Origin of the sequence: Polyangium sp. 15x6, from assembly GCF_029960785.1 — a bacterium.
Classification (GTDB): Bacteria; Myxococcota_A; Polyangia; order Polyangiales; family Polyangiaceae; genus Polyangium.
This window is the reverse complement of sequence record NZ_JASBQE010000007.1, coordinates 153,636-170,565: the sequence shown is the minus strand read 5'-3', so window position 1 is coordinate 170,565 and position 16,930 is coordinate 153,636. Positions and strand designations below refer to the sequence as shown.

Sequence of the window (16,930 nt, the reverse complement as noted above, 5' to 3'; positions counted from 1 at the left end):
ATGGTCCGACCATGCGAAGCTCGACGGCACGCGCTCGGTTCGCCCTCTCGCTCGTGGCTCTCTCGTCGCTCGTGCTGGGCTGCGGCGGCGCGCCTGCGAAGCAGTCCCGCACCTCGCGCCCGAAGACCATGCTCCGCCCCACGGCGAACCCGAAGCCCGCCGCCACGATCTCGGGCCCGGCGCTCCTGCCCTCGTACGTGATCGCGCGGCTCGACGACGAGAACGCGGCGCCGTACGTCGCGCGGCGCGGCGAGGACATGCTCGTCTTCTACGACGCGCGCGGCCGGCTCCTCACGCGCCTCTGCGGGCCGGATGGAAAGCCGAGGACGGCCGAGCCCATCGACGTCGGACCCGCCGCGGCCGAGATACCCGTCGCGACGGTCGAGGCCGTCGGCGATGGCTACCTCGCCGCGTGGGTCGAGGGCATGAAGAGCAATGCCGGGGTGAAGATGCTCTCGCTCGACGCCACGGGCGCCGCGCGCGGCGCGCCCATCACCATCGCGCAGTCCGCCGACGAGGTGAGCTGGGTCCAGATCGTCGCGGGCCCGAAATCGGCGCTCGTCGTCTGGGAGGTGCCTCGCGAGGACCACTTCGACGTGCTCGCGGCGCCCGTGACGCCCGGAAAAAACCCCGCCCCCGCCGTCGTCCTCGCCCACGACGCCCTCGGCTGGGATCTCGTCGCGACCGAGCGCGGCGCCGCGATCGCGAGCGTCGTCGCCGGCGCGGGCAGCGCGCAGAAGCAGGCCGAGCAAGGCCGCGTCGGCCGCGTGATCTACGCCGACGTCGATTTCACCGGGAAGGTCTCGGCGCCCGTCGTCGTGAACCCCGAGGCCACGGCGCAGAACGACATCCTCGTGGGCCGCGCGGGCGACCGCACGCTCATCGGCTGGACCGACGTGCGCAACATCGACTCCAGCGTGTACGTCGCGGCCGTCGCGCCCGGCGGCAACGTCGTCACGCCTCCGAAGCGCGCCACCGCGCCCGTCGGCGAGCAGGCGCTCGTCTCGCTCGTCTCGGGCGGAGGCCCGGGCAAACGCGCGCTGCTCGCGTGGGAGGATCTCCTGCGATCGCCGCGCGAAGGACGCCTCATCCACCTCGCCACGATGGACCCCGACGGCAAGCTCGGCGCCGAGCGCTCCACGCTCGTCTTCAGCGCGAGCGGCCCGCCCGACATCACCGCCGACGGCGACGGCTTCGCCGCGCTCACGCTCGCGCCCGCCTCGAGCGAACCGGGCCCGCTGCCCAAGGACGCGCCGATCTGGCCCACGTTCGTGCGCTTCGGCCCCGACCTCCAGATCCGCGCCGCCGAGCCCGTGCGCGCCGAGGCCTTCGCGAGCAGCGAGGGCATCCCCTACCTCACGCGCGGTTTGTCCTGCCAGGCAGGCGCTTGCACCACGCTCGCGGCGAACGAGGGCTCCCCCGCGACGCTCGCGGTGGTCGGCTTGCCCGTGCGGCAGAGCCCGTGGCGCGCGCCGGCCTCGCGGGATCCCGACGACACCCCGCCGCGCCCGCTCAGCGTCACGGCCCTGTACGACGGCGAGCACCTCGCCCGCGTGGCCGCGACGGAACGCCCCTCCGGCGGCTCGCTCGCCGCGTGGGTCACCTACTACATCGAAGGCTCGGGCGACGGCGCAGGCGGCAAACCGGCCCGCAAAGACGACCCGCTCGCCACGGTCGGCGTGCGGCCCGTCTCCGCGGCCGGCGTTCCCGGAAAAACCCAGATCCTCTCCCGCCGCGCGCTCTCGATCGGCGGCGTCGCGATCGCCGCCGCGCCCGGCGGTAAAACCGAAGAAAGCGCGCTCGTCTGGGCCGCGCGCGACAAGACCGAAGCGCAGGTCCAGATCGCCAAGCTCGGCCCCGAGGGCGACAAACTCGCGCAGAAACCGCTCACGACGATCGCGCGCAAGCCGAGCAAGGACGGCGTCCCGAGCGAGGTCTCGGACGTCGCCGTCGCCTACGCGCCTCCCTCGGATCCGGACAAGAGCACCGACGACGGCTTCATCGTCGCGTGGGTCGACACGCGCGACGGCAACGCCGAGATCTACGCCGCGCGCGTCGATCGCACGCTGCGCAAGGTCGTCCAGGACCGACGCATCACCGAGGCCCCCGGCGACTCCACCGAGGTGCAGATCGCGGTGCGCGGCAAGGAGACGTTCCTCGTGTGGTCGGATGCGCGCGGAAACCCCGACGAGGGCGCCGGCGACATCCACGTCGTCCGCCTCGACACGCGCACGCTGCAGAAGGCCGGCCCCGAGACGCGCCTCTACACGTCCCCCGGCCACTCGCGCTCGCCCACGATCGCGCTCGCCGGCGATCGCGTGGTCGTCGCGTGGATCGAGGAGGCCGCCCATGACGCAAAGCCCGAAGAGACCGAGGCGGGCGTGCGCATCGCCATCCTCGACGAGCGCGGCGCCCTCGCCGGCAGCTCTCGCCTCGTGCGCGGCGAGGAGCAAAGCGCGGTCACGTCCGTGGCCCTCGCGTGCGGCCCCTCGAAGTGCCGCGGCGTCCTCACCTCGGCGCTCCGTGACAGCATGAACCTCGACGCGTTCGAGCTCTCGCCCGGCGCGCCTCCTGGACCGCTCAAGGCCCTCGCGACGCTCACGGGCGGCGCCAACGCGGACGTCTCCCCCTCGTTCGCCGGCCGCGAGGGCACCTCGCTCTTCTTCGGCGACGACGCCATCGGCGGCACCGGCCGCGTCCGGTTCATGACGATCGGCTGGCCCTAGACGACCGGCGGGTCCTCGATCCTTTGACTACCAATCATTCGAGCGCGGCCGCGGCGCGCCCCTGAGCTCGGCGAGCGCATCCTCCATCGACAGGAGCACCTGCTCCGCCTCGTCCACGTTGTTCGGCCAGTGCGGGCTGAACCGCAGCACCCCGTCCGGGATCGCCGTGCTGATCCCGCGGACGAGCAGCGCGCGGTGGAGCGCCACCACGTCGATGTCCTTCGGCGGCAGCACCGCGAGGATCCCGCTCCGCCGGTTCGCCTCGGGCGCACGCAGGCTCGTGAAACCTCGCTCCACGAGGCCCGGCTCCACCGCGTCGCCCCAGCGCACCACGTGCGCGTGAATCTTCTCCACCCCGAGCTCGGCCACGAGATCCACCGCCGCTTCGAGCCCCACGAGCCCGATCGCGTTGATGCAGCCGACCTCGAACACGTCCGCGCGCTTCTTGAGCGGCCGGTCGTACCGCATGTGCCCTGGCCCTTCGAGCAGGAAGCGCACCGCGTCCTCGTGGCTCAGCCATCCGGCGACGTGCGGGTGCAGCGCCTCCACGCGCTCCTTCCGCACGTACAAGATCCCCGTCCCCTCGGGGCCCATCAGCCACTTGTGCCCGCCCGAGGCCCAGTAATCGATGCCGAGCGCGCGCACGTCCACCGGCGCCGCGCCCGTCGCCTGGATCCCGTCGACGAAGAGCTCCGCCCCGTGCGCGTGGCAGAGCCGCGCCATCTCCCCGAGCGGCATCCGGAGCCCCGTCCGGAACTGCACCGCGCTCACCGCCACGAGCCGCGCGCCCTTCGCGAGCTCCTCCGCGAGCCGCCCGAGGCCTCGCTCGTCGCTCTCCTGGAAATCCGAAAGCGGCAGGAACACCGGCGTGACGCCGAAGAGCTCCCCCGCGCGTTGCCACGGCGTCACGTTCGCCGGGAACTCCCCTTCGAACAGGATCACCCGATCGCCGCGCTTCCACGGAAACGACAGCGCGATCGCCGTCACGCCCGACGACGTGTTCGGAACGAACGCGATCTCCTCGGCCGACGCGCCCACGAGCCGCGCGATCTTCTCGCGCAGCCGCGACCTCTGCGCGCTGTAGGTCCCGAAGGCCTGCGACCCGCGCCTTCCCCAGTCCGCGATCGTGTTTTGCATCGCGCGGCGAACGGGCCAGGACGGCGGCGAGATGGCCGCGTGGTTGCAATAGACGAGCGCCTCGAGATCCGGAAAATGCTCCCGATCGCCGAGATTTGCCGTGAACTTGATGTCGTCGCCGCGACCCATGGCCGAGAGGATGCCCCTCCCCAAGGCCTCGTGGCAAGGCTACGCTCGCACGCCGACGTGCACGGCAACGACGGTGCTTATCGGGATCCGCTGCAGGGCTTGCGTACCCGCGTGCAGGACCTCGCTCGCGAGGTCGACGAACGCGAGGCCATGCTCACCGACGCGCTCTTCGAGCACCTGCCTCGAAAGCTCGCCGAAACCCTCCTCGACGGCCGCGCCCGCGCGCGCTTGCCCGCGAACACCGAGGCCGAGCTCCTCGCCGCCGAGGCCACGCTCCTCGTTTATCGCGACGCCCTCGACCGCGCGATCGAGCTCGCGCCCGACCTCGAAGACGAGCAACGCGCGCTCCCCCAAGAAGCGCCCGACCCGCAGCTCTCGGGCTCGCTGCGCCCCTTCATCGACCTCTTCAAGGCCGACATCGTCGTCGAGACTTGCGACGCCGCCGAGCGTGGGCTGCGCCTTGCCGCGCTCGCGCTCGACAAGAACGCCGAGGTCGAGAAACAGACCGCGTACGCCTATCGCGTCCGCTTCCACGCGCACGACGCGCCCTTCTCGATCCTCACCCAGATCGCCTACTCCCCCAACGAGACCCCGGCCGAGGTCCACGTCTTCATCGCGACCTCCGTCGCCGCTGGAACACCGCCATTACGGATTCGTCCCCAGACGCTCTTGCATGGCCTTGGCAAGGCGATCGGCCTCGTGCGCGAGGCGGAGGTCGGGGACGAACGTTTCGATGATTTGTTCCTCATCGAAGCCGAGCCCGACGTCGCAAAGAGCCTGTTCGGCCCCGCCGTGCGCAAGGCGCTGCTCGCCGTCGCCGCCTTCGACATCCCCGATCTCGACGTACGTGGCGGCCGCGCCGTCCTCCACTTCCGCTTCGAGCCGAACGAGCGCCTCATCCGCAGCGCCACCCTCGCGCTCGCCGGGATCCGAAAAGCCCCCGTCCGCGTCTCGCTGCTGCGCTGATACATTGCGCCTGATGAAGGCCGCATCGAAGTGGAAATATTCGGCGCTGTTGTTCTCCGTGGCCGCGAGCCTGGGCGCGGCGGGGTGTTCGAACGACCAAACTCCCACACCCGAAGCCAAGCCGGCAGCATCGGCCGCGTCGAAGGGACGTGTCGAGTGGGTCCGTGCGACCGAGGGGGAGGACGTCGCGACGTCCGTGCGGCGCGAGATCGAGCGCGCTCGCAAGGACGGACGAGATCTACTCGTCTACGTGGGCGCGACGTGGTGCGAGCCCTGCCAAAGGTTCCATCACGCGGCCGAGAAGGGGGAGCTCGACGACATCTTTCCGCGCCTGCGGATCCTGGAGTTCGACCTCGATCGTGACGCCGAGCGGCTCGCCGTCGCCGGTTACACCTCGCGGCTCATCCCCTTATTTGTCGCGCCAAACGAGGACGGCACCGCCTCGGATCGACGCATCGAGGGCTCGGTCAAGGGCGAGGCGGCCGTCATGGAGATTGCGAGCCGCCTCCGCCGCATCTTGCCGCGCCCCTCGGCGGGCCCTACCGGCTGAGCCGCTCGCCATTCACGGCCCCCGACGCGGGAGCGCCGGTCCGACTGCTACGTTCTTTTCGCACCCCTCGCGTCTCGAACGAAACCCTCGAAGCCGAGAGGGGGTCGCTTTGGGTGCGTCCTTCGCTTCGCGTGGGGGGCGAGGGTTCGGCCGAACCGATCATAACGATCACGTCACAGCCGCCGGCGCGTCATCGTGTGCACGCGCCGCATCATCGAGATCTCCGGGAAGACGCGCGTGTTCGCTCGCGTTTTGCCCGCGTCTGCCGGTTGCCGAGGCGAGCCGTTCGTCTCGGGAGGGGAGCGTGCGCGCATGCATCGACACGTAACACGTCTCACAACGATGAGCTCCTATGACAAACGTGTCTCGGGGGTGGTCATCGCAATGAAACCGCATTTTCCGGTGCCCAGGTTCGTCGGAACAGTGCATAGTAGGGTCGTGCTCGCCCAAAAGCATAACAGGGTGGACGTGGGGCCTGCGCCCGCCCGACGACAAACCAGGTTCCAGGCTCAGCAATCAACCACTTACTTGATCCGGCACGAGGAGGGCCGGCGGGGTCGTCCGTGAGGACGTCCCGAAAGAAACGCCATGCCGCGACGAACCGTACCGGATCCTTTTGCAACGCAGGTGGGTGGCCGCATCCGTGAGCTTCGTCTGGAACGAGGCATGTCCCTGGCCGAGCTCGCGGACGCGAGCGAGCTGTCGAAAGGACACCTTTCCAGCGTCGAACACGGGCTCGCTGCCATCACGATCCAGACGATCTCCCGGCTCGCCCGGGGGCTCTCGCTACCGCCGCTCTACTTGCTGACGTTCCCCGCGGAGGACGAGCGCGCGCACGCCGCGGAGCTCGTTCGCAAGCTGCCTACCGATCAGGTCCGCAAGCTTCGCCGTCAGCTCCAGGTGCAGCTCGGTCTCCGTAAACGCTGATCCCGAGGCACATATCTCGACCGATCCCGAAATCGGGGCCGCCCTGAAAGGTGGCCCCGATTTTTTTAGGTCGACCGCGACGAACGCATCTCGATCGGCGCGACACACGTTTCCCCGAAGCGCTCGACGTCCATGTGCCGGACGCCGAAGCACGCCGATTTCACCACGCAACGATCGCACGCGGGGACCTTCCGGCGAAACTCGACCGGCCCGGGGATGGGTTTGCCCGAGATGAACCGTTCGTCGGCGTCGAAAGCACAGAGAGGCGGGCCGCACGGCCCCTCGAGCCCGCGCACCACGATCCCCAGGACAAACGCGCGATCCAGCGCTTTGCGAAGCGCGGCGCGCAGGCGCGCGGGATCCGGCACGATCGTCCGGACGAGCGCACGATCGAACGGCATCGTCGGGTACGAGATCATGAGGTGCAGGAGCCTCGGATGGCGGCCGAACGTGTCGTGGATGAAATCGGGCAGCGCGCCGAGCTCGTCGATGCCCTCGGCCGTGGTCACGGCATTCAGCGCGACCGGGATGCCCGCGTCGAGCAGCGCATGGATGCCCCGCACGGTACGCTCGTGCGTGCCGGGCGCTCGCGTGATGGCGTCCGACACCGTCGCATCTCCGCTATGGAGCGAGACGAACGCCTGCGTGACGCCCGCGTTCACGAGGCGCGTGGCATACCCCGGCTTGCTCGCCTGGATGGCGTTCGTCTCGAGCGTCACCCCGGTAAAACCGAGCGCGCGCGCACGCTCCACGTAACGAATGAGCTCCGGGTCGAGCATGGGCTCGCCGCCCGAGACGATGAGCGAACGCGCGCCGGCCGCCCATAGGTCCTCGATCCATCGGACGACCTGCTCGGGCCCGTAGCGCCCCCAATCGCGGCCCTGCCAGCACATGCCGCAGTCCTGGTTGCAGCCGAAGCCCGTCCGCACGATACCTTCGAGCGGCTCGACGCCGGCGACGATCTGGCGGAAGAAGCCGAGCGGCACGCCGAGGGGCAGCCGCGCGAGCTCCTTTGCGATCGCCGAGGCGCGCTCCCATCGCTCTTTCGTCGTCGCCACGACGAGCCGCGCCGCCATCGCCTCGAACGCCTTCGACCATCGCGCGGCTTCGGGTGTGCTTGGACAAACCTCCACCGTGGCTTTGCCCGCGCCCTTGTCCCAGCCGAGCCTGAGGCGCGCGACGGGGTCACGTTTCCCGAGCACGAGCTCCACGTGATGTTTGTCCGCATTCACGTCGAGCAGCGCGAGCCCGAACGCGGGCAGGTCCACGGGCAGCGACGGCGCGTTCACGAGCGCCCGCGCGAGCTCGCGTTTCTTCTCGGCCGCCTCGTTCTCGACGCTCGGCGGATCTCGAAAGACGACGCCGTTCGTCCCGGCCACGTCGCGTCCGCGCGCGTGGCCCTTCGCGGCCATGGCGCGCTCGATGTCGTCGACCGAAAGGAGCGCCGGATCGGCCGCGGACGAGACGAGCGCGAGGAGCGTCTCGAAGAGCGTGAGCTCGTCGCGCCCCCCACTTCGGCGGATCGACGCGGCGGCGAGGTCGGCGACGCGGTGCACAGGTTTGTCCTGGAACCGCCACGGCCGCGCGGGCAGATACCCATAACGCGCGCTCGCGTCGTCCTCGGGGTTCTCGTAGGTGTCGGCGAGCAGGCCGTCCCGCTCGGCGAGCCAGTAGAGCGCCGTGTCGGGATAAAGCCGCACGCGCGAGAGGAGCAGGTGCCCACGCAGCTCGTGCATGCCGGTTCGCCTCATGCAGGCGAGGTTCGTCCGGAGGTCCTCCATCGTGGTCCACGGCGTGAACAGGATGAAGCCGAAGGCCGCGTGCGAGAGGTCCATCGCGGGCGCGTATTCGGTGTTCCAGCGGCGGAGCGCTTCGAGGAAGCGGACGAGCGTCTCCTGCGTCGCGCCTTTGTTGAAGCGATCGAGCTCGGGCTGGGAGAAGTTCTCCACGCCGACGAGGAAAGGCGCGAGTCGGATCGACGAGCGCCGCGCGGACGCGAGCGCGCGCGTGAAGCGGGTCGTATTCTGGAGCCACCAGTCGGCGCGCGACTCGATGAGCAACGTGAAGGGCCCGAGCTTCTCGGCCTCGGCCGCCTCGACGAGCTCCGTGAGGTAATAAAACGGGTTCTGGTCGCGCAGGACGAGCGCCTGGATCTCCGGCGCGTTCGCCCGCAGATACCGGAGCTGGACGAGGGCCCAGGCGAGCGCCTCGTCGCGCGACTTGTGCTCGTAATGGTTGCCCGTCGTGCAGAACGCGCAGCCGCGGCCCGCGCCTTCGGGGATCGTCGTGCCCGCATAGAGCGGGTTTTCCCGCGCGTCGGCCTGGTACGGGCAGCCCGTGTTGCCCGTGATCGGAAACGACAGAAACCGCGGGCGCGCGTCCTCGGTCGCGTACACGGGCCGGAGGAGCGGCGCATACCCCGGCAGCGGCTCCGTCGGAAGCACGCGGCCCGCGAGCGCGGAGAGGAGCGCGACCACGGCCTTCGGTTCGGCCGGACAAACATGGTTCGCCGGTGCGTCCGAGAGGTCGTGCTCGCCGACGAGACGGACGAACGTGGCGTCCGGCAATTCGCGGGCGAGCCGCGCGACGATCGCCGCGCTCCAGAGCCGCTCGTAAAGGATCGTCGGATAGGGGCGGAGCGCGCGGACGAGCGCGTCCCAGGCTGCGCTGGGTCCCGTCTCGGCTCCACGCGGGAGGTGCGCCACGACGAGGTCGCCGGGGAGCCCCGCGGCGCGCATGGCGCCCGCGATGTGGTGCAGGCCCACGTCGTCGAGGAACGACCGATCGCGGTGGCTGTGCAAGCTGAGGACGGCCGCCGGGAGCGCGCCTTCACCACGCGCGTCTGAGGCAGGCATAGAAAGGGGCGGCACACCCGCCTCGCGAACGAGCGGCAAGGATCGCATCGGGGCCCGGAAGCCCGTAGGCTACACCGGGTGCGGCAGCCCGTCATCCTCCTCGGCAAAGGCGAAGTCTCGCTCGCGGCGGCGGACGGGGACGTGCTCGTCGAGCCCGAAGGCTCCGGCCTCGAAGGCATCGAGGCGCTGCTTGCCCGGAGCCCACGCGCCGCCGTCGTGACCTCGGGCGGCGAGGAAGGGTTTTTCCGCGCGAGCTTGTGCCTCGAGCGGGATGTGAAGGCCGTGGTCCTGCGCCGCGGCGCGTTCGCGGAGGCGCACGAAAAAGAGCTCGCCACGCGGGCGCGGAGCTTCGGGCGCGAGCTCTTCGTGCACGACGACAGGCGCGGATACGAGCGCGTGCGCGCAGGAAACGAGCGTGTTCAGGTGGGCGCGCCCGAGGTCTCTGCGTGGGAAGCGGCCGTGCGAGCCGCAGGGCGAAGCAAGCGAGCAGCCACGATCGGGCTCGACGTCGATGTCGCCTGGGAAGAAGCCGCCGAGGCCGCGGAGCCGCTGCCGATGGATGCGCCCGTCCCGGGTTTGTCCGAGAACCTGGAGGAGGTCGCGTTCACGAACGGGGACAAACCCGTGCTTTATCTGGTGGTGCCCGCTCGCTCGCTCGACGACGTGCGCGCGCGGCATCCGGGCGCGGCGATGGCCCTCGCGCGCGCGGAGGCTTTTCCGCTCGCGGTCGAGGGCGCGACGGGCCGGCGTATCGAAGGCGCCTCCGGCGAGGCGACCGTGCACGTGTTTTTCTCGACGGACCCGGATCTCGCCGCGCGCGCGGCCTCGCTCTGGGAGCAAGGTTCGTCCCGGAACGCCGCCGCGATCGGCGAGCTGCTCGGGTATCCGCCCTGCTGCACGGCCGCGTTCGTGGCGCTCGCCGATCGCCGGAACAACGCGGCGCTCGTGTACGTCACGGCCGCGCGCACCCGCGCGCTCGGCGCGTCCTTTCATCCGCTGCTCGACGTGGCCGTGCGGCGCGTCGTCCCCTTCACCCCGTGCTCGTTCGGCTGTGCGCGCGCCGCTTCTGCTGCCGCGCGCGTCGTCGCCTCGCTCCCGCGCGCGCAGGCCGAGCCGCTCACCCGCGCGCTCGCGCGGCCCGTGCTCTACCTCGACGAGGCGCGCGCCGTCGCGTTCGAAGGCGCCCGGATCGACGGCGCCGCGATCACCTTCGAATCCGCGCGTTTCCTCCCCGCCCCGGCCCCGCTCGATTCCGAAGGCGAGTTTTTCGCACGGAAGCTTTTCGGAGCGCTTTTCGAGGGCGGCGGCACGCTCGTGGTCACGGACGACGCATTCGAGGTGCGCGGCGCTTCCTTCACACGTCGCCTCGGACGAACCTCGCCGCGGCTCGGCGTGCTCTTGCCGTTCGGTGGTTCGTCCGGGTAAACCTCAGCCGAGATACCCCGATCCGCCGGGCATTACGTCCACGCGCCCGCGCTGGCCGCCCGGGGGTATCGCCGCTTGGTTGCGTCGCCCCACCGGCCGCGGCGGGATTTCGAGCAGATACTTCGTCACGGTCTCCTTGTCGTAGCGCCGCGACATCCAGAAGAGATCGTATTCGTTGATCTTGTCGAGCGTGCGGATGTCGAGGTCGCCCATGCGGGCGAGGATTCGATTGCGCGACGCATCGATCACGTCGCGTTTGTCCTCCCATTTCAATCCGCCGATCTCGTCGTACGCGAGCGTCACCTGCCCCGTCTTCAATCGGTCGAAGTCGGGGCGCAGCACGATGCCGGCCGCCTCGGGGTCGACGCCCATGCCGGGGAACAGGTAAAACCCCTGGAAGCAGCCGACGATGTCGATCTCCTCGGCGAGCGTCTCCACGAGCCGGACCGTCGCGTCGACGTCCTCCTCGGTCTCGTGGAAATAACCGGCGATGAAATTGACGCGGTTGATGATGCCGGCCCTGTGGGTGTTCCGCAGCGTGTCGATGATGTCCCGCGAGAGCAGGCCCTTCTTCATCAATTCGAGGATCTTGTCGCTGCCGCTCTCGGCGCCGTAATTGAGCAGGAGGCAGCCGGATTCACGCATGAGCGCGGCGAGCTCGGCGGAGATGTCGGTGGGGCGGCAGGAGTCGGTCCATTGCAGGCCGGCCTTCGAATCGACGAGCCGCCGGCAGAGGCGCTCGAGCAGGCGCGGGCTCACGTTGACGAGGTTGTTCAGGAACATGAAGTCCCGGACCCCGTAGCGCTCGGAGAGCTCCATGAGCTCGTCCGCGGTCTTCTCGGGCGACTGGACGTCGAGCCATTCCTTCGCGCTGCAAAACTCGCATTTCGCGGTGCAACCCTTCACGAATCCATAAGGAAGATACGCGAAGGGTTCGACCGGCTCGCCATGATGGAGGCCATCCTGCGCGAGGGCGGCGAGGAGGCGCTCGGTGGGTTTGCCGCGGTACAACTCGAACGGGACGTCGTCGAAATCGGGGCGCGGCATGGCGTTGAGGTGCGAGCGGACGAGTTTGTTTTTCGTGACGCTCGCGCCCTCGCGGGACCAGACGCCGGGAATGTCGGCCGCGCGGCGATCCCGGTAGGCTTCGAGGTGCAAGAGGCCGAGGAGCGGGATCTCGCCGTCGCCGTCGACCACGTAATCGAAGGTCTTCTCGGTGCCGAGCGCGCGGTCGCCGTCGACCTGATCCCGCTCGCCGCCGAGGACCGTCGGAAAACCCGTCCGCTCCTTGACGAGCCGCGCGAGGCACGCCGCGATGTTCATCTGAAAATGGCCAAAGTAATCGACGATGGAAAACCCGACCAGCGCGCGGCGGCCGGCCTCGGCGGCGCGCACGAGCTCCGGGCCGAAGGAATTCCACAGGTGCTCGGCCGCCGCCGCGACCGCGGGGCTCTCGGCGCCCGCGAGCCAGCCGTCGACGGCGGCATCGTCCGTGAAGCAATCGAGCCGGTCTTCGGCGTGCGTGATTTGCAGATCGTGGACATGTGTGGAGAAACCGTGGCCGCGGGTGAACGCCGCGAGCCGCGCCGCCGCGAGCGAGGGCAATTCGAGCTCGTCGTAGCTGTTGCGATACCGCGGGACGTGCACGAGGACCATTTCGATCGGCCTTTTCGCCGCGCGCGTCGCATACCGTTCGAGGCTCGCCTGCGCGATTGCGACGGACGCGGCGGCGCCGGCGAGCGAGGCCGGCGAGGGCGCGTCGGCCCTACGGGGCGCCGAAAGGGCGTGGCGCGTCGCGATCTCGAAGGGGCTCGGGACGACGTCGAGCCGCACGGGGCCGTCCCGGAGGAGCGCCTTTCGCGTGAGCGATGCGCCCTGCTTGCTCCAGCGACAAACCAGCGCGCCGCGCCGCATGACGGCCTCGACTTCGAGCGGGCCCTCGCCCTGCATTTCCTCGTCGAGGTCGACCTCGACCACGACGTCGCCGAAACGCGCATGGCAGACGATCCGATCCGCGCCCGGGAGCGCGACGACCTCGGTGACTTCGAGGCCGCGCGCCGCGCCCGGGACGACCGCGTCCGCGAGCGCGAACGGGCCCGCGGCGAGGCGGGCGATCCGCGCCGCAATGTCGGCCGGAAGCTCGAACGCGATGCGCGCGCCCGCGACGAACGGCGTGCGCGTCGAGGCCGCGCGCCGCACGCGGCGGCCCGCCGGCGAGCGCACGGACAAACCCACGAGCGCGCCCATCGATTCACGCCGCGCCTCCTCGACGAGCGCGAGGAACATCGGTTCGAGGACGAGCGCGCCCGCGTCGATCACGTCGGGAGAAGTCGTGTCCCGGAGCGCCTCGGCGAGCGCCGCAGGGACGACGATCCGCACGCCGGGCGCCGCCGCGACGATCGCGCGCGCGGCCTCTTCCGGCACGTCGTCGCCGAGCACGAGGCAGCCGGCATCACCCGCGAGCTTGGCCGCGAGATCGGGGGCGCGCCTCCGCGCTTCGGCCGCGGTCGTGGGCACGATGCGCGCGGCGCGCGCGAGGCGCGAGAGGGGCGAGACGACGCGCGGCGCCGATTCCGGCTTCCCGGCGACGGCGACGAGGAGAGCTTGCCGCTTGCCGTACGCGTCCGTCATCCCGATCGATGCTACCAGCGGATCGGGCCCCGACGAAAGTGGACGTCCCCGGCCCGCAGGGCCCGCTCGGCGTGGAGCGAGGCGCGGGCGCGATCCCCGGCGCGGTGGAAATGCTCGGTGAGGATGAGGTCCCGCTCGCCCTTTTGCGTGAGCCACGCCGCCGCGAGCGCGTGCCCGAGCGCGCGATCGGCCTCGGTGAGCATGCCGTAGGCCGCTTCCCGCATGAGCGTGTGGCGGAACGCGAGCTCCTGCTCGCCGGGAAAACGGCTGCCCGCGTGCGGCACGACGAAGCCCCGATCGACGAGCATGCGGAGCCTCCCGCTCTCGGTCGTCGTGCGCGTGTGGCCGAGCAGCGCCGAGAGGCCGCCCGACCAGAAGACGTCGCCGAAGATGCTGGCCGCACGCAAGGTGCGTCGCGCCTCGGCGTCGAGCGCGCCGATCTGCGTTTCGAGGAGCGCGCGCGCCGAGGTCGGCAGCTCGTCGCCACGCCCTTCGCGCTCGGCGCGCGCGAGCTCTTCGAGCACGAGCGGCAGGCCCGCGGCACGCTCGACGAGGCGGTCGACGCGCGCGGCTTCGGCCCGATCGCCGATCCAGACGCGCGCGAGCTCGACCGCGGCTTTGCGCGGGAGCGGCGCGAGCGGCATGACCTGCGTGAACGTGACGGCGGCCGTGTGGCCGAACTCGTCGAAGAGCTCGGGGCGCGCGAGGGCGAGCACGAAGAGCGGGCAATCGTGGAGCTCGCAGAGCACGTCGCCGAGCGCGGCGACAGCGCGCGCGTCACACCACTGGAGGTCGTCGACGACGAGGATCGCCGGGCGGCCGGTGCGGGCCATGGAGAGCGCCTCGGCGCAGTCGACCGAGGCGTCGACGGCCACGCGACCCGCCTGCGTGATCGCTATGTTCGTGATCCCGCGTCGGCGCACCTCGCGCACGAGCTCACGCCCGAGCCGCGATTTGCCGATGCCCGGCGGGCCCGTCACGAGCACCGCGCGCGGCGATACCTCTTCGAGGCACGCTTCGAGCGCCGAGAGCAGCGCGCCGAGCTCGCGCTCCCGGCCCACGAACGGCCCGTCGAGGAGCAAGGCAGACGCCTCGCCGAACAGCCGCGCGGCCGTGACGTCGCGCATGCGCACCTCGCGCTCGGTGAGCGCGGGCGGCGCGCCCGGAGGCCTCTCCGAGATGGGCTCGTCGACGTCGATCGCGGCGAGCGCGCGCAGCACGGCGGCCGCGCTCTGCGGCCTCGACGCGGGGTCTTCGTGGAGCAGGCGCGCGACGAGATCGTCGAGCGCAGGCGGCACGCCCGGCACGATCGTGGAGAGGCGCGGCGCGGCCGTGTCGAGCATCGAGGAGAGGACCTCGCCCTCGGTCGCGCCCGCGAAGAGCCTGCGCCGCGCGACGCATTCGAAGAGCAGGCAGCCGAGCGCGAAGAGGTCCGTACGCGCGTCGATCTCACCCGCGCCGCGCGCCTGCTCGGGGGCCATGTACCCGAACGTGCCGACCACGAGCCCGTCGCACGTCAAGGAGCGCGCGGGGCTCGAAGCGCGGGCGATGCCGAAGTCGAGCAGGCGCGCATCGTCGGGCCGGCGCGAGACGAGCAGCACGTTCTCCGGCTTCACATCGCGGTGCACGATCCCGAGCGCGTGCACGGCCTCGAGCGCCTCGGCGACGCGCGTGCCGATGATGATCGACTCGGAGAACGCGAGGGGCGCGGGCTCGGCGAGGCGCTCGGCGAGCGTGACGCCGTCGAGCCACTCCATCACGAGGAACGGCTCGCCCGCCTCGGTCGTGCCGTGGTCGAGGTACCGCACGATCGCCTGATGATCGAGGGTCGCGAGGATGCTCGTCTCACGCGCGAAACGCGCTGCGTCATCGCTCGAAGCGCCTCGGAGAATCTTGACCGCGACGGCCTTGCCCGTGACGCGATCGAGCGCGCGGAAGAGGCTCACCGGCGCGTCGTGGACGGCGCCAAGGAGCTCGTATCTCGCGCGTATCTCTCGATCCGCCATGGTGAGGGATGGGCCACCTCGCGCGCTCGGCCGCGCGCGGCCACCCTTCGAGGGTAAGGCCAATCGCCGGCGATCGTGGCACTTTTTCCCATCCGTCCCCACGCCCACCGAACCGCGCCGCTGCGTGCGGGTCTGCCCGACAAAGCTTGTGTCGGTTCCCGTGGCCTACTAGAAACGACCCCCATGATGCGAGGCGCCCTGAGTGACATCACCAAGGCCGTCGGTCGGACTCCCATCGTCAAGCTGAACAAGGTGACCGAGGGGATCGAGAGCGACATCTACGTCAAGTGCGAGTACCTGAATCCCGGCGGGAGCCACAAGGACAGGGTCGCCATCAACATGATCCGGGACGCCGAGGCGGCCGGGCTCAAGCCGGGCGGCTCGATCGTCGAGGCGACGAGCGGCAACACCGGCGCGGCGCTCGCGATGAACGCGGCCGTCCGAGGCTACAAATGCATCTTCGTGATGCCCGACAAGATGTCGCAGGAGAAGGTCGACACCCTGCGCGCGTTCGGGGCGAAGGTCGTCGTTTGTCCCACGGCCGTCGAGCCCGACGACCCGCGCAGCTACTACCAGGTCGCCAAGCGCATCGCGGAAGAGACGCCGAACTGCTTCTACGCGAACCAGTACCACAACCCCTCGAACCCCGGCGCGCACTACCTCTCGACGGGCCCCGAGATCTGGGAGCAGTGCGGTGAGGACCTCGACGTGTTCGTCGCAGGCATGGGCACGGGCGGCACGATCAGCGGGACGGGCAAGTACCTCCGCGAGAAGAAGCCCTCGATCAAGCTCGTCGGCGTCGATCCCGTGGGCTCGCTCTACTACGACTTCGTGAAGACGGGCCGCATCACGAAGCCCTTCAGCTACAAGGTCGAGGGCATCGGCGAGGACTTCTTCCCGAGCACGATGAACCTCCAGATCATCGACGAGGTCATCCGCGTCGACGACAAGGAGTGCTTCCTCATGACGCGTGATCTCGTGCGTCTGGAGGGCCTGTTCGTCGGCGGATCCGGGGGCGCGGCCGTCGCAGGCGCCATCAAGTACGCGCGGCAGAGCGGCCGGAAGGAGAACATCCTGATCCTCCTGCCCGACGCGGCCTCGAAGTACCTCGGCAAGATCTTCAACGACAACTGGATGCGCTCGAACGGCTTCCTCGAAGAGGAGAAGAGCCTCGGCACGGTGCGTGATCTGCTCGCGGGCAAACCCCTCGGCGAGGTCGTGTCGGCGCGGCCGCAGGACCGGGTCGGCGAGGTCATCAGCAAGCTGAAGACCCACGGCATCAGCCAGATCCCCATCGTCGACGAGGGCAAGCTCTGCGGTCTCGTGCACGAGGTCGACCTGCTCCGCCACCTCGTCGGCGGCAAGGGCAGCCTCGACTCGCATATCCAGGAGCTCATCGAGAGCGAGTACGCGACGGTCACCGTCGACACGAAGGTCGAGCTCTTGAAGGGCGTGCTGAACGACGCGCGCGTCGCCATCGTCACCGACGGCACGCGGGTCGTCGGCATCATCTCGAAGATCGATCTGATCGATTACCTGGCGAAGCGCGCGGCCGAGCCCGCGGTCTGAGCCAGGCCG

The 16,930-nt window shown here is 70.3% G+C and carries 11 protein-coding genes; 6 read left to right on the top strand and 5 right to left on the bottom strand.

Features of this window, described 5'->3' with window-relative positions:
• Positions 1-11 precede the first annotated feature (11 nt).
• Positions 12-2,726: a hypothetical protein gene (locus QHF83_RS08205; protein WP_282417200.1), complete on the top strand. Its 2,715-nt coding sequence runs from the start codon at positions 12-14 to the stop codon at positions 2,724-2,726.
• A gap of 27 nt (positions 2,727-2,753) precedes the next feature.
• On the opposite strand, the gene QHF83_RS08200 is transcribed toward QHF83_RS08205, so the two are convergent.
• Positions 2,754-3,992, bottom strand: coding sequence for an aminotransferase class V-fold PLP-dependent enzyme (locus QHF83_RS08200; protein WP_282417199.1), 1,239 nt, complete (start codon positions 3,990-3,992; stop codon positions 2,754-2,756).
• Positions 3,993-4,022: 30 nt separating this feature from the next.
• Between QHF83_RS08200 and QHF83_RS08195 the strand changes: the two genes are divergently transcribed.
• Both QHF83_RS08195 and QHF83_RS08190 read left to right on the top strand, forming a co-directional pair.
• Positions 4,023-4,958 carry a hypothetical protein gene (locus tag QHF83_RS08195; protein WP_282417198.1) on the top strand — a complete coding sequence of 312 codons (936 nt, stop codon included), beginning with the start codon at positions 4,023-4,025 and terminating at the stop codon, positions 4,956-4,958.
• A 13-nt stretch (positions 4,959-4,971) separates the two neighbouring features.
• A complete protein-coding gene (locus QHF83_RS08190) occupies positions 4,972-5,508 on the top strand; it encodes a thioredoxin family protein (RefSeq protein ID WP_282417197.1) in 537 nt (178 codons plus the stop codon).
• Positions 5,509-5,681: 173 nt separating this feature from the next.
• Here the strand turns inward: QHF83_RS08190 and QHF83_RS08185 are convergent, their stop codons facing one another.
• Entirely contained in the window at positions 5,682-5,822 is a 141-nt protein-coding gene (locus QHF83_RS08185; RefSeq protein WP_282417196.1) for a hypothetical protein, read from the bottom strand.
• 274 nt (positions 5,823-6,096) lie between these two features.
• Here QHF83_RS08185 and QHF83_RS08180 point away from each other — a divergent pair, with 274 nt between their 5' ends.
• Positions 6,097-6,435: a helix-turn-helix transcriptional regulator gene (locus tag QHF83_RS08180; RefSeq protein WP_271927784.1), complete on the top strand. Its 339-nt coding sequence runs from the start codon at positions 6,097-6,099 to the stop codon at positions 6,433-6,435.
• A 65-nt stretch (positions 6,436-6,500) separates the two neighbouring features.
• Here QHF83_RS08180 and QHF83_RS08175 read toward each other — a convergent pair whose 3' ends face one another.
• Positions 6,501-9,290 carry a radical SAM protein gene (locus tag QHF83_RS08175; protein WP_282417195.1) on the bottom strand — a complete coding sequence of 930 codons (2,790 nt, stop codon included), beginning with the start codon at positions 9,288-9,290 and terminating at the stop codon, positions 6,501-6,503.
• 78 nt (positions 9,291-9,368) lie between these two features.
• Here QHF83_RS08175 and QHF83_RS08170 point away from each other — a divergent pair, with 78 nt between their 5' ends.
• Positions 9,369-10,715, top strand: a complete 1,347-nt coding sequence (locus QHF83_RS08170; protein ID WP_282417194.1) for a hypothetical protein — start codon at positions 9,369-9,371, stop codon at positions 10,713-10,715.
• 3 nt (positions 10,716-10,718) lie between these two features.
• Here QHF83_RS08170 and QHF83_RS08165 read toward each other — a convergent pair whose 3' ends face one another.
• Positions 10,719-13,346, bottom strand: coding sequence for a radical SAM protein (locus QHF83_RS08165; RefSeq protein WP_282417193.1), 2,628 nt, complete (start codon positions 13,344-13,346; stop codon positions 10,719-10,721).
• An 11-nt stretch (positions 13,347-13,357) separates the two neighbouring features.
• The gene (locus QHF83_RS08160) at positions 13,358-15,352 is read right to left on the bottom strand and encodes a serine/threonine-protein kinase (protein ID WP_282417192.1); all 1,995 of its coding nucleotides are present in this window, start codon (positions 15,350-15,352) and stop codon (positions 13,358-13,360) included.
• A gap of 183 nt (positions 15,353-15,535) precedes the next feature.
• Here QHF83_RS08160 and QHF83_RS08155 point away from each other — a divergent pair, with 183 nt between their 5' ends.
• Positions 15,536-16,921, top strand: a complete 1,386-nt coding sequence (locus QHF83_RS08155) for a cystathionine beta-synthase (protein ID WP_282417191.1) — start codon at positions 15,536-15,538, stop codon at positions 16,919-16,921.
• The last annotated feature ends 9 nt before the right edge of the window (positions 16,922-16,930 follow it).